Source organism: Phascolarctobacterium faecium DSM 14760, from assembly GCF_003269275.1.
GTDB classification, from domain to species: Bacteria; Bacillota; Negativicutes; order Acidaminococcales; family Acidaminococcaceae; genus Phascolarctobacterium; species Phascolarctobacterium faecium.
The window spans coordinates 1-12,855 of sequence record NZ_QLTS01000013.1 but is presented as its reverse complement, the minus strand read 5'-3'; the positions used below and the strand labels follow the sequence as shown (position 1 = coordinate 12,855).

General features: G+C 44.3%; 11 protein-coding genes and 1 pseudogene. 11 read left to right on the top strand and 1 reads right to left on the bottom strand.

Annotated features, from left to right (window positions below; genetic code table 11):
- Positions 1 to 3: 3 nt before the first annotated feature.
- From C8D73_RS10720 to C8D73_RS10675, 9 genes are all read left to right on the top strand, one after another.
- Positions 4 to 2,370 carry a homocysteine S-methyltransferase family protein gene (locus tag C8D73_RS10720; RefSeq protein WP_113078190.1) on the top strand — a complete coding sequence of 789 codons (2,367 nt, stop codon included), beginning with the start codon at positions 4 to 6 and terminating at the stop codon, positions 2,368 to 2,370.
- Positions 2,371 to 2,751: 381 nt separating this feature from the next.
- Positions 2,752 to 3,906: an ABC transporter substrate-binding protein gene (locus C8D73_RS10710; protein ID WP_044492165.1), complete on the top strand. Its 1,155-nt coding sequence runs from the start codon at positions 2,752 to 2,754 to the stop codon at positions 3,904 to 3,906.
- A 121-nt stretch (positions 3,907 to 4,027) separates the two neighbouring features.
- Positions 4,028 to 4,921 (top strand): branched-chain amino acid ABC transporter permease, encoded by an 894-nt coding sequence (locus tag C8D73_RS10705; RefSeq protein WP_044492164.1) that lies wholly within the window; start codon positions 4,028 to 4,030, stop codon positions 4,919 to 4,921.
- 5 nt (positions 4,922 to 4,926) lie between these two features.
- On the top strand, positions 4,927 to 5,991 hold the full coding sequence (locus C8D73_RS10700) for a branched-chain amino acid ABC transporter permease (protein ID WP_021718977.1): 1,065 nt from the start codon (positions 4,927 to 4,929) through the stop codon (positions 5,989 to 5,991).
- Positions 5,988 to 6,770: an ABC transporter ATP-binding protein gene (locus C8D73_RS10695; protein WP_021718976.1), complete on the top strand. Its 783-nt coding sequence runs from the start codon at positions 5,988 to 5,990 to the stop codon at positions 6,768 to 6,770. Before C8D73_RS10700 ends, C8D73_RS10695 begins: the two co-directional genes overlap by 4 nt.
- Positions 6,763 to 7,482: an ABC transporter ATP-binding protein gene (locus C8D73_RS10690; RefSeq protein WP_021718975.1), complete on the top strand. Its 720-nt coding sequence runs from the start codon at positions 6,763 to 6,765 to the stop codon at positions 7,480 to 7,482. Before C8D73_RS10695 ends, C8D73_RS10690 begins: the two co-directional genes overlap by 8 nt.
- A 106-nt stretch (positions 7,483 to 7,588) precedes the next feature.
- On the top strand, positions 7,589 to 8,278 hold the full coding sequence (locus tag C8D73_RS10685; RefSeq protein ID WP_021718974.1) for a TVP38/TMEM64 family protein: 690 nt from the start codon (positions 7,589 to 7,591) through the stop codon (positions 8,276 to 8,278).
- Positions 8,279 to 8,284: 6 nt separating this feature from the next.
- Positions 8,285 to 8,542, top strand: coding sequence for a hypothetical protein (locus tag C8D73_RS10680; RefSeq protein ID WP_046430891.1), 258 nt, complete (start codon positions 8,285 to 8,287; stop codon positions 8,540 to 8,542).
- Between the two features lie 12 nt (positions 8,543 to 8,554).
- Positions 8,555 to 10,069 (top strand): CYTH domain-containing protein, encoded by a 1,515-nt coding sequence (locus C8D73_RS10675; protein ID WP_021718972.1) that lies wholly within the window; start codon positions 8,555 to 8,557, stop codon positions 10,067 to 10,069.
- 38 nt (positions 10,070 to 10,107) lie between these two features.
- On the opposite strand, the gene C8D73_RS10670 is transcribed toward C8D73_RS10675, so the two are convergent.
- Positions 10,108 to 11,454 (bottom strand): hemolysin family protein, encoded by a 1,347-nt coding sequence (locus C8D73_RS10670; protein WP_021718971.1) that lies wholly within the window; start codon positions 11,452 to 11,454, stop codon positions 10,108 to 10,110.
- A gap of 581 nt (positions 11,455 to 12,035) precedes the next feature.
- Between C8D73_RS10670 and C8D73_RS10665 the strand changes: the two genes are divergently transcribed.
- Together C8D73_RS10665 and C8D73_RS11510 are read left to right on the top strand one after the other, a co-directional pair.
- Positions 12,036 to 12,215, top strand: coding sequence for a hypothetical protein (locus tag C8D73_RS10665; RefSeq protein WP_046430893.1), 180 nt, complete (start codon positions 12,036 to 12,038; stop codon positions 12,213 to 12,215).
- Between the two features lie 497 nt (positions 12,216 to 12,712).
- A pseudogene (locus C8D73_RS11510) lies at positions 12,713 to 12,855 on the top strand (SLC13 family permease); the annotation flags it as partial.

Here is a 12,855-nt window from a genome sequence, read left to right as displayed (position 1 = left end):
AGCATGGGTTTCAGGGATTTATTAGGTAAAGAATTATTATTTTTTGACGGCGCTACCGGGACGATGCTGCAGGCATTGGGGCTGCAGCCGGGCGAGCTGCCGGAGCTGTGGAATTTTACTCATGCGGCTGAAGTGCAGTCTGTACATGAAGCGTATTTGAATAACGGTTCGAATATCATAAAAAGCAATACCTTCGGGGCGAACCGTCTTAAATTTAAAGGGATGGATATCACCGTTGATGAAGTTGTGGGGGCTGCTTTAAAAATAGGCAAAGCTGCCTGTGCCGGACGTACAAAAGCGTTTGTGGCACTGAATCTCGGCCCTACCGGAAAATTACTGGCGCCTTATGGTGATCTTCCGTTTGAGGAAGCTGTGGATATTTATGGTGAAATGGTACGCAGCGGTGCCAGACACGGAGCTGATCTGATTCTGATCGAGACGATGAGCGATACTTATGAGATCAAAGCCGCGCTTTTGGCGGCAAAAGAAAACTGTGATCTGCCGGTGATCGTTACGTTGACGTTTGATGAAGATGGTAAGCTGTTGACCGGTGCTGACGTTTTGAGCGCGGTAGCAATGGTGGAGGGGCTGGGGGCAGATGCTGTAGGGTTTAACTGCGGCTTGGGACCGAAACAAATGCGCAGGCTGCTGCCGCAGCTAATAGAAGCATGCTCGCTGCCGATCGTTTTGAATCCTAATGCCGGGCTGCCCGTACAGCGTGACGGTAAAACTGTCTTTGACGTTGCCGCAGATGAATTTGCAGAGCTGATGCAGGAAATGATACCACTGGGTATTTCTGTCGCCGGAGGCTGCTGCGGTACTACTCCGGAACATATTAAAGCTCTGATCGAAAAGTGCTATGGTATGAAGCCGGGAGGACGCCGCAGCTGTGATCTGACTGTGGTTTCTTCTTATGGCAAAGCTGTTGTTATCGGCGGGGAGCCTGTGATCATAGGCGAGCGCATCAATCCTACAGGTAAGCCGCGTTTAAAACAGGCTATTTTAGACGCAGATCTGGATTATATTTGCCGGCTGGGGTTGGAGCAGCTTGAAAATGACGCCCATATCCTGGATGTCAATGTAGGTGTGCCGGGTATCAACGAAGCTGCCGCTGCAGAGAAAACAGTTCTGGCTTTGCAGGCCGTCACTTCGGCACCGCTGCAGATCGATACTTCAGATTATGAGACTATGGAGCGGGCTCTGCGTTTATATAATGGCAAACCGCTGTTAAATTCTGTCAGCGGTAAAGATGAATCGCTGGCAAAGGTACTGCCGCTGGTAAAAAAATACGGGGCTGTTGTGGTTGGCCTGGCGTTAGATGATGACGGCATTCCTGCAACAGCTGCAGGCAGGTTGGCCGTTGCGGAGAAAATAATCGCACGCGCCGCTGAATGCGGTATCGAAAAACGTAACATTATTATTGATCCGCTGGCGCTGACGATAAGTACGGGACCTGACAACGCTGCTGTTGACTTGGAAGTGATCCGTAAATTGACAGAGCAGAAAATCAAAACGATTATGGGCGTTTCTAATATTTCTTTCGGACTGCCGTCACGTGATGCTGTCAACAGTACATTTTTCACTCTGGCAATGGAGGCGGGGCTTTCCTGCGCTATTATCAATCCGCAGAGTAAAGCGATGCTGGATGCTTACTATGCGTATAGAGCTTTAAAAGGATTGGACGGAGGCTGCAAGGCATATGTGAAGCGTTTTGCTGATTACGTAAATAAAGTTCCGACAGCTGCTGTCAGTGAATATACGCTGCACGATGCGATCGTTAAAGGTTTACAGGAACAGAGCCGTCTGGCTGTGACCCGGTTGCTGGAAACAGAAAAACCACTGGATATTATCAATACTCAGATGATACCGGCTTTAGATTTTGTTGGAAATGGTTTTGAGAGAAAAAATCTGTTTCTGCCGCAGCTTTTGATGAGCGCCGATGCCGCGAAGGCAGCTTTTGAGGTGATACGCGACAGGATGGCTGACGGTGGCGCTGTGGAAAAAGGTACTGCTGTTGTTATTGCTACAGTTAAGGGTGACATCCATGATATCGGTAAAAATATAGTTAAGGTACTGCTGGAAAATTATGGTTATAACGTTATCGACCTTGGTAAGGATGTAGCTGTAGAAGCAATAGTGAAAGCTGTATTGGAGCACAAGGCTCATGTTGTAGGACTGTCAGCTTTGATGACGACTACAGTAGGTGCAATGGCAGCTACGATCAAGGCTTTGCGTGATGTCTGCAACTGCCGTATAGTTGTGGGCGGTGCTGTTTTGACACAGGACTATGCTGACAGTATCGGCGCCGATCACTACGCGCCTAACGCTGTCAGTGCTGTTGGTTATGTCAACGAAGTTGTAGAAAAATGATTTGCTGACAGGCCTTTGCAGCGGGGGACAGCTGCAAGAACGGCTGTTAAGGGCAGATATACAAAAAAATATGCAAAGTATATTGTATACAAAAACGCGCGGCGAGAAAATCTCTGATGTCACTGTACACGAGAGGCGGACTTGCCGTGTTTTTGTTTTCGGGAAAGTTCTTTTTGCGAGGACAAAACAGTGAAAAAGCAACGCTTTGCAGCAACATTATTCTTACAAAAATGTTAAAATACGAAAAACGCTGTTTGAAAACTGTAAAGAAATTGTGAAGAAATAGTAATATTGTCACATCCGTGCTTTGATGTTATAATCATTTACAGTTAAGGGGAAAAAGCTGTGCAAACAGTAAAGAAGGGACAGATTACATTGAAAATGAAAAAAATATTATCAGCGCTGTTGGCTTCAGCAGTAGCAATGAGCTTAGTAGCAGGCTGCGGCGGCGAGAAAAAGGAAGATGCTAAAGCATCCGACGTGATCAAAGTCGGCGTTTTCCTGCCATTGACCGGTGATAATGCTGCCGGAGGCGAACTGGAACTCCGCGGTATCAAGCTTGCCAACAAACTGCATCCTGAAGTTTTAGGCAAAAAGATCGAGCTTGTTGTAGCTGATAACAAATCTGATAAAGCTGAAGCTGCTTCTGTTGCAGCCCGCCTTATCGAAAAAGATAAAGTAAGCGTTATCGTAGGTTCTTATGGTTCTTCGCTGTCTATGGCGGCAGGTAATATCGTAAAAGACAGTAAAGTTCCGGCTGTTGGTACCAGCTGTACTAATCCGCAGGTAACTGCTAATAATGACTATTATTTCCGTGCCTGCTTTATTGATCCGTTCCAGGGTACCGTTATGGCTAACTATGCATTCAAACAAGGTGCTAAAAAAGTTGCCATCGTGCAGGAAGTTTCCAATGACTATGCAGTTGGTCTGGCGAAATTCTTCAAAGAAGCTTTCATAAAATTGACCGGTGATGAAAACAGCATTGTTGAGATCGCAAACTATCAAACAGGCGATAAAGATTTCAGTGCTATTCTTACCAATATCAAAGCTAAAAATCCTGATGCGATTTTCGCACCCGGTAACTTTACCGAATCTGCACTGCTTGTAAAACAAGCCCGTCAGCTTGGCATCGAAGCTCCCTTTATGGGCGGCGATACCTGGGAAACTCAGGAATTCATCGATGTTGGCGGCAAAGATGTTGAAGGCGTAGCTCTTTCTACTGCGTTTGACCGTGAAAAAGCAACTACTCCGGAAGCTAAAAAATTCCTGGATGAATACGTAAAAGAGTATAAAGGCGAGCCTTCCGCATTGACTGCAATGGCTTATGATGCTTATCTGATCGCTATCGACGGCATCAAACGCGCAGGTTCTACTGATACCGTTAAGATTCGTGACGCTATCGCAGCAACTAAAGATCTGGAATGTGTAACCGGTATGACTACTCTTGATAAAAACGGCGATCCTATTAAAGGCGCTGTGATCAAAACTGTTAAAGACGGCAAATTTACATTCCTGGATTTTGTAGAAGCTAAATAATTCATTGGTTCTTTCATAACCCTTTTGCTTTATGTTAGTGCTCCCTTCTCCTTAAGGGAAGGGAGCAATTCTTTTGTGTCATGAGGTGTTTTTCATGGAATTTTTCCAAGCGATTGCGAATATGTCCGGTGACAGTCTTGCGCAGCATTTGGCTAACGGCATATCTCTCGGCAGTCTTTATGCCCTGATCGCCATCGGTTATACGATGGTCTATGGCATTTTATTGATGATAAACTTTGCACACGGCGATATCGTTATGATGGCATGTTATTTTGCCTTTTTCGGTATTACCGTTTTTCACATTCCCTGGTATATTACTTTTGTCGGAGTCATTATTGCTACGGCAATTTTAGGTGTAGTGATTGAACGGACGGCTTATCGTCCGTTGCGTGACGCACCGAAAAATTCTGTTCTTATTTCTGCTATCGGCGCTTCATTTTTATTGGAAAACCTGGCTAATTACTTATTCAGCGGCCGTCCGATGCGTTTTCCTAATATTGAACTTTTATCGCAGAATATTTCTATCGGTGGGATTCAGATCCAGGCGATCTGTCTGGTCATTCCCGTTATTACAATAATCAGCCTTGTTGTGCTGCTGCACATTGTAAATCATACTAAAACAGGTATGGCTATGCGTGCAGTTTCCAAAGACTATGAGATCGCGCGCGTTATGGGCGTCGATATTGATAAAATAATTTCGATCACATTTATTATCGGGTCCTCTTTGGCCGCTATTGGCGCTATTATGTGGGGTATCCGCTATCCTGGCATTACCCCGATGATGGGGGTTATGCCGGGTTTGAAATGCTTTATTGCGGCGGTTATCGGCGGCATCGGCAATATCAAGGGTGCAGTGCTGGGCGGCTTTATACTCGGCCTGGGAGAGATCCTGATAGTTGCTTTTTTCCCGCAGCTTTCCGGTTACCGAGATGCCTTTGCTTTTATCGTGCTTATTGTGATTCTGTTTTATAAACCTACCGGCCTTTTGGGCGAAAAAACGACTGAGAAGGTGTGACGAAGATGAAAAAGAAAGATGTTTTCCTTACTTTGATCGCTATTGCCGCACTCTTTGGCGTTGCCTGCTTCGTCCAGACCGAGATGGATTCTTATATCCGCAGGATCGTCAATCTGTGTCTGGTTTATGCAATTATCGGCTTATCCATGAATCTGACGAATGGGTTTGTTGGTCAGTTTTCGCTGGGGCAGGCTGGTTTTATGGCTATAGGCGCTTATGTTGTAGGCATTTTTACCGTGCCTGTAGAGCTGCGGCCTAATGTTTTTTATGCGGCACCGATGAACCCGCTGATCGCTGATATTCAAATGCCCTTGTGGCTGGCCCTGATTGCCGGTGGACTTTTAGCCGCTTTAGTGGCTTTTCTGATCGGTACGCCGGTATTGCGTCTGCGCGGGGATTATCTTGCTGTGGCGACGCTGGGCTTTTCCGAAATTATCCGTATCTGGATAACTAATGCGCAGAGCATCACTAACGGGGCTTTGGGTATCAAAGATATACCGCCTCTTAATGATGTGCGTTATATTTTTCTGGCGACGGCAGTGACTTTTATTTTTATAGCACTTCTGATTAATTCTTCTTATGGCCGTGCGTTTAAAGCGATCCGCGAAGATGAGATCGCGGCTGAAGCGATGGGAGTAAGCCTGTTCTGGCACAAAAATCTGGCATTTATGATCAGTGCTTTTTTTGCCGGCGTGGGCGGCGGCTTGTATGGTGCGCTGCTGGGAACTGTTGATCCGAAGAATTTCCTTTTTACATTGACCTATAATTTTTTGCTGATTATCGTTTTAGGCGGTATGGGAAGTATTACCGGCAGTATGCTGGGTGCTGTCATCGTTACGGCCGGGCTGGAGTTCCTGCGTGTATTTGACGAACCCCTGATGCTTTTTGGTATGGATATTCCGCTTTTCCGTCCTGGTTTCAGGATGGTGATTTTCTCGGCGCTGCTGATGGCCTGCGTGCTTTTCTGGCGGCACGGGATCATGGGGACCAGCGAGCTGACCTGGAAAAATATCCGTGCCTTCTGTAAAAATCCATTCAGCTTCTTTGGGCGGAAGGGAGCAGAAAGATGATTTTAAAAACTGATAATATTACAATGCAGTTTGGCGGTGTGACAGCTGTAAATCTGCTTAATATTGAGATCAATGAACACGAGATTGTTGCACTGATCGGTCCTAACGGTGCAGGTAAAACGACGGCTTTCAATATGATTACCGGGGTCTATACTCCAACCAGCGGCGACGTGATCTATACAGACGCGCAGGGTGAAGAACAGAAAATAACCGGTAAAAGACCCAGTGAAATCGCCAAAATGGGCGTAGCACGTACTTTTCAAAATATCCGTCTGTTCAAAAATCTTTCAGTATATGAAAATGTTATGATTGCCAAGCATCTGCACCTGAAATCCGATTTTATGTCGGCGGCTCTGCACCTGCCCTGGTATAATAAAGAGCAGCGTGAGATGGAAGCTTCGGTCGAAGCCCTGCTGAGGAAAGTTGATCTATGGGAGCTGCGCGATGAAAAGGCGTCCAGTCTGCCGTATGGGCAGCAGCGTCGTTTGGAGATCGTGCGTGCGTTGGCAACTGGTCCGCGTCTGTTGCTTTTAGACGAGCCGGCAGCGGGTATGAATCCTAAAGAAACTGATGAACTGACGGAGTTTATCCGCCAGATTCGTGACGAGTATGATCTGACGGTGTTTATGATCGAGCATCATATGGATCTGGTTATGGAAATATCTGACCGTATCTATGTTTTGGATTTTGGTATGACTATTGCTGAAGGCACACCGGAGCTGATCCAAAATAACAAGCGCGTTATTGACGCTTATCTGGGGGTGGATGAAGATGCTTAAAGTGCAGGATTTATTTGTAGCTTATGGAGGCATCGAAGCGCTCAAAGGTATTTCCCTGGAAGTGCCGGAAGGTAAGATCGTTACGCTGATAGGCGCTAACGGGGCCGGTAAAAGCACCTTGTTGCGGACCATTGTTGGGCTGGTAAAGCCTAAAAGTGGTACTATCAGCTATAATGAACAGAATATTACCGGGCTTAATTCACAGAAAATCGTTAAAACAGGTATTACTTTAGTTCCGGAAGGACGAAGGGTTTTCCCGAATCTGACGGTCCTGGAAAATTTACAAATCGGCGCGTATATGCGCAATGATAAAGAAGAAATAGCCAAAGACATCAAATGGGTATATGAATTGTTCCCGCGTCTGGAGGAACGCAGTTGGCAGATGGCCGGCACTTTATCCGGCGGTGAGCAGCAGATGCTGGCTGTAGGCAGGGCACTGCTGTCGCGTCCTCAGCTGATGATGATGGACGAGCCGTCTTTAGGACTGGCGCCGCTCATCATTAAAGATATTTTTAATATCATTCAGGAGATCAACAGCAGAGGTATGACGATCCTTTTGATCGAACAGAATGCTAATATGGCGCTGAAGGTGGCTCATCAGGCTTATGTACTGGAGACTGGCAAAATAACTATGAGCGGGACCGGTCAGGAGCTTTTGGAAAACCCTGATATCAAAGCCGCTTACCTTGGCAAAAAAAGAAATCAGAAATAAATGCAGCAGCCGGCAGTATTTGCCGGCTGTTTTTGTATTTTCCAGCATTTCCTTGCGAAAATAGTCAGAACAGGCTATCATATAAAAAGAGAATGGTGGTAAATAAATGATAGAAAATTTTTTGAACAGTTGCAGGCGTCATCGCGAAATGCTGCGTTTTTCTGTTTTGGCGATATTTATTATCTGGGTTGTCTGGCAGCTGCATAGTTCGCCTTATATCCTGCATCCTTCCTCAGTCGAAGATGTGCGCCGTTGGGTAGCGTCGTACGGCAGTCTGGGGCCGTTAGTTTATATAGCTTTATATACTGTGCGGCCGGTACTGTTTTTTCCAAGTATTTTTTTAAATCTCAGCGCCAGTATTTTATTTGGGCCAATGCTGGGTATCGTATATTTGCTGTGCGGTGGTCTGAGCAGTGCTGTTTTATGTTATGCGCTGGGAAGTCTGGGCGGCGGCAGGAGGCTGCTAGATCGTTATGGCGGCTCGTGGGGTGAAAGGCTGACTAATTACTTAAGCGGCAGCGGCGGATTTGTTAAGATGCTGTGGCTGCGCACAGTACCTATTTTTCCGTATGATCCGGTAAGCATTATTGCCGGCTGCTGTAAGATGAACCTGCAGCTGTATGCTGCTGCAACTGTACTGGGAATGCTTCCGGGAGCGATTGCATATAATTTACTGGCTGATTCTATTTTAGGCGGCCGAGGATTGTATGTGTCTGTAGCTGTAGTTATTATAGCTTTTGGCCTGCCTCTGGCGTGGTGGGCTTTGGGCGGTGAACATAAAAAATTAAAGGAGTAGATACTGATGAAGGTTTACGTTTGGCGTCATAACAAAACTTATCACAGCCACAGTATGATCAATGAGCCCTGTGTGCAAAACCATTTTTATCTGGATGCACTGGCAATCGTAGCTGCAGAAAGTCTGGAAGAAGCCTTGTCAAAGCTGGCGGAACAGAATGCCGGTTGGCGGATCGAAGACCTGCGTGCGCTTACTCCCAGGGTATATGATTTAGATGTTCCCCAGGTTATTTTTACAGATGTCCGCGGTTCAATAGCGGAATAGGAAGGCGATAACATGGATAAAACAGTGGAAATGGAAATGAAACTGACGATTGCCCGTAGGGATCTGAAAAAACTGCTGGCATCTGAGCTTATTACTGCTACAATGATTAAGGGAAGTTTGGCAAAACAGGAGCTGCTGACAACGTATTACGATACTGCGTCATACAAATTGACCGAATCTGGAATGGCATATCGCATCAGGCGTAACGGCAAAAAATATGAGGCTACAGTAAAAACAGAGCAAGCGTCTGGGGGAGGACTTTCGGCTCGACGTGAGTTTAACATGCCTTTGAAAAAAGATAGTCCGACAGTGAGTGGTTTCACAGAATTAGGATTGGAGACTGATCTGGAAGAATTGCTGGCAGGAGAAGAATTGCAGAAGCTTTTTACCGTAGAAGTGAAAAGGGAGATCAGGCTGCTGCAGGTAACTCCTGAGACTGTTTTGGAAATGGCGATTGACCAGGGCAAGATCAATGCCGGAAAACAAAAAGAAAAAATCGATGAAGTTGAGCTGGAAATCAAAGCTGGAACGAAAGCGGATTTATTAGATTTCACGGCTCAAATAGCTGCTAAAATACCGATTTTTATTGAACCGCGCAGCAAATTTGCCCGTGGCCTGCATTTGCTTGGTAATGGCGAAGAACATGAAATACCAAAGGGACGGTTGAAAATCGACCGTGGCGGTATGGTGCAGGATGAGCTCAGTAAATTGCTGGAGTATTATGGCGATCGGATCTTGAAACTGCAAAACAGACTGATAACGGATAAAAATGTGCTGGTGCAGGCCGATAAGCTGTTGCTGCCGCAGTTCAAGCATTTGCAGGCTTTACTGGCGCTTATCAAGCCGTTATTGGCTGAAGGGGAGTATGATAAAATACGTAAATTACTGGCGGAACCTGCTGGTACGCTGGATGTACTGTTTCGTTATAAACGGCTGCTGATGCAGTGGCAGCTGCTGCATGGAACGGCGGGCAGCACTATTTTGCAGCGCCCGCAGCTGGCAGAAAAGTTGACGGAAGAAATAGAAAATATTCTTGCGGAAGTAGCAAAACAGCTGGAACAGGGAGTGTACAGTCACTGTATTTTTAAACTGCTGGCGTGGACTGAACAATCATTATGGCAGAACAGTTATTATGTGGAAGTTGAACAGCTGGCAGGCTGTCGTGTAGAAGACTGGTATAATATGCTGAAAGAACTTGATATTAAAGGGGAAAAAATAGACGAAGCGCAGGCTAAAAGTATTTTACGCGTCTGTGAAGCTATTTATTATGCCCGCCGCAGTCTTAAAATTGACAGGCTCAGTAAAACTGCCTGGAAAGATATCAAAGAACTGTACCAGCGGATCCAGGTACTGGTTTATGATGTTTACAGCAGCAAATGCCTGCTGAACTGTATTAAGGGGAATAACAGCCGTGCGCTTTATCGCGACAGCGGACTTTTGATAGGCTGGCGTCTGCAATCTATGCAGTCTGCCAATACTAAAGCCTTAAAAGCATATGGTAGGGTAGTAGAAGCTTTAAAGAAATAATGGCAATAAAAAACACCGCGAATAATTCGCGGTGTTTTTTATTTATTGAGCTGTTCTTCAAGCATGCCCTGATGGATACTTCCGGGCTCCTGAAGTAATTTAACTTTCAGGCGGGTAATGCGGATATTATCCAGTTCTTCGACCAGGAATTCCGCTTTGGGCAGTTTTACAGACTGTCCCAGCTGCGGAGGGTAATCAAGCTGGGAATAAACCCAGCCGCCGATTGTGTCGCAGGAGTTAGAACTTAATTCAAGGCCGAAAAGGTCATTGACATCTTCAAGCAGCATTTTACCATCAATAGAGTAGGTTTTATCGCTTTCTTCTTCAACTTCAGGACGTTCCTCGTCAAATTCATCCTGAATTTCACCGACGATTTCTTCTAAAATATCTTCGATGGTTACCATACCGGCAGTACCGCCGTACTCGTCGATTAAGATTGCCAGTTGTTTGCGCTGTTTCTGCAGCAGACGCAGAAGTTTACTGATCGGCATTGATTCTGGTACTACCAGAACTTCACGGGCTAAAGTGCGTAAGTCAGGCTTTTGACCTGCGTTTAAAGCACGCAGCAGGTCTTTGATATGCAGAAAACCGATAATATGATCTTTGTCTTCTTCACAGATCGGATAGCGGGTCATGCGTTCACTGAGAGCGACTTCGATGTTTTCTGTAAAGGAATCCTTAAGATACAGGCAGATCATATCCGTACGCGGGACCATGATCTCACTGGCATGACGTTCAGAAAAATCAAAGACATTATCAAGATAGGTCAGTTCGGTTTTATCGATATAACCATATTTATAGCTTTCTTCCATTAAAATACGAATCTCTTCTTCGTTGTGTGCTTCTTCTGCTTCGCTGGCAGCATGAATACCCATGCGCCTAAGGGTCCAGTTGGCGACATGGTTTAAAAACCAGACTGCCGGATACATCAGCTTATTGAATACGATCAGGGGCCAGGCTATAAACAGCACTACTTTTTCTGTTTTCTGGATAGATAAAGATTTTGGTACAAGCTCGCCAAGAACGATGTGCAGTGCGGTAATGACAGAGAAGCCTACAACGAAGGCGATCGTATGTTCAAGCTGCGCCGGGATATTGAATAAATGAAAAAGCGGTGTCAGCATTTTAGCTACGGCGGGTTCACCGATCCAGCCAAGACCTAAAGAAGCAAGCGTAATACCAAGCTGGGTTACAGATAAATAGGCATCAAGATGCTCTGTGACCTGTCGGGCATAGACTGCCTGCCGGTTACCTTCTTTTATTAAAGTATCAAGGCGCGAAGGTCGCACTTTAACTATAGAAAATTCTGATGCAACGAAAAAGCCGTTGAGAGCAACTAAAAACAGGATGATAATAACATTTAAAAGTATACTAAAATATTCCAAAGAATCTGTTTCCGTCAGGAAACATGTTCACCTCCATTACTGCTTAAAGCAGTATATTATATAAAAATAATTTTATCATATATCAATGTTATAAACAAAGTTTCATTTTTGTATAAATTAGTTGTTAACAAGCCATTTTCGCAGGTAAGATGCTAATTACTTCCTGCGAAGAATGTATGGTAGTCTAAACGCTGTATATCGCAGTTTTTCAAAAATACTGGCTGGTTTAAAAGGTTTTTTACAACTAGAGAGCTGTTAATTGTAAAAAATAACTATATTTCATCTGATATATTTAACTTGAAAAATTTATAATGTTGCTTGGGCACAGGAAATCTTTGAATTATTAAGTCTATAATATTACGTCAGCAGAATATAATGCTGAATATACAGCGCAGTGGTACTTAAAGTGGAATTATGGTCTGGATAGGCTGAAAATTAAATGTAAAAAAACATTTACCATTGATCGTTAAGTATCTTGGTTGGAAGCTGGAGACTGAAAGAACTGACAAACTCAGAAAGGCAGGGCATATGTATCTGCTGCGGGGCAGTATTTTGGTTTTGAAAGGAGGCAGATGGAGTAAATGGAAGAAAAACAGGAGCAAAAAGAATGCCATAAATGGCTGATGCAGATTTGCCCTATCTGTGGAAAAGAATTTGCCTGTAACAAAACTCATCATGTGTATATGGAACGAGTTGGGCGCAAACGTTTGTATTATTGCAGCTACAGCTGTTTTAAGTTGAGACTGTATTTAAAAAAGTAAGTAACGGATCAGATAGAGAATGAGAATTTTGTCGGTATTTGTAATTTTGTTAGTTCTATGGCAGAGGGGGTATGAGTAATCGTAAGGAAAAAAGTATTTTACTGCTCATTATCATGAAAAATGAGTTATTGAAACAGCAGTTTCGTCTAAAAAAGAGATGGAACTGCTTTAATATTTTATTGCAAGTATTTTTAAAATTTATGACTCGAAAATAAATATGAAAATATATCTATAATGGTTAAAATTTGCTGCAGCAACAGTAGGTGTAAATGCTGTTGGCGAGCCATGTTTGATTGCATGTTGCTCTAGCAACAAAAAAATAAACTATTGTTTAATTTAATTAAACTATTAGCGGCAATAATGTTCGCCATTTTAATATATTGTTAAACTAGACGCTGTAATTATAAATTCCTACAATAAAAGTGTAATCACAAAGGTGATCAAGTAACCAAGAAGGAGGATTATGTGTAAACTATTTTGGGAAATGAGGTGAGTTTATGGCTCCTGCAATCAAATGTTTAATCGTATTAGCGATAGTGGCTCTGTTATTTATTACTGAACTTATTCCTTTGGCCATCACTGCTATGAGTGGCGCTATCGCCTGCGGCCTTTTGGGTTTTATCCCGGCCAAACAGGTTTT

Bases quoted from the DNA above. Each gene is read 5' to 3' on its own strand.
- C8D73_RS10690 (WP_021718975.1), top strand. From the start codon at position 6,763: ATGCTTAAAGTGCAGGATTTATTTGTAGCTTATGGAGGCATCGAAGCG.
- C8D73_RS10700 (WP_021718977.1), top strand. From the start codon at position 4,927: ATGAAAAAGAAAGATGTTTTCCTTACTTTGATCGCTATTGCCGCACTC.
- C8D73_RS10675 (WP_021718972.1), top strand. From the start codon at position 8,555: ATGGATAAAACAGTGGAAATGGAAATGAAACTGACGATTGCCCGTAGG.
- C8D73_RS10680 (WP_046430891.1), top strand. From the start codon at position 8,285: ATGAAGGTTTACGTTTGGCGTCATAACAAAACTTATCACAGCCACAGT.
- C8D73_RS10710 (WP_044492165.1), top strand. From the start codon at position 2,752: ATGAAAAAAATATTATCAGCGCTGTTGGCTTCAGCAGTAGCAATGAGC.
- C8D73_RS10665 (WP_046430893.1), top strand. From the start codon at position 12,036: ATGGAAGAAAAACAGGAGCAAAAAGAATGCCATAAATGGCTGATGCAG.
- C8D73_RS10705 (WP_044492164.1), top strand. From the start codon at position 4,028: ATGTCCGGTGACAGTCTTGCGCAGCATTTGGCTAACGGCATATCTCTC.
- C8D73_RS10685 (WP_021718974.1), top strand. From the start codon at position 7,589: ATGATAGAAAATTTTTTGAACAGTTGCAGGCGTCATCGCGAAATGCTG.
- C8D73_RS10720 (WP_113078190.1), top strand. From the start codon at position 4: ATGGGTTTCAGGGATTTATTAGGTAAAGAATTATTATTTTTTGACGGC.
- C8D73_RS10695 (WP_021718976.1), top strand. From the start codon at position 5,988: ATGATTTTAAAAACTGATAATATTACAATGCAGTTTGGCGGTGTGACA.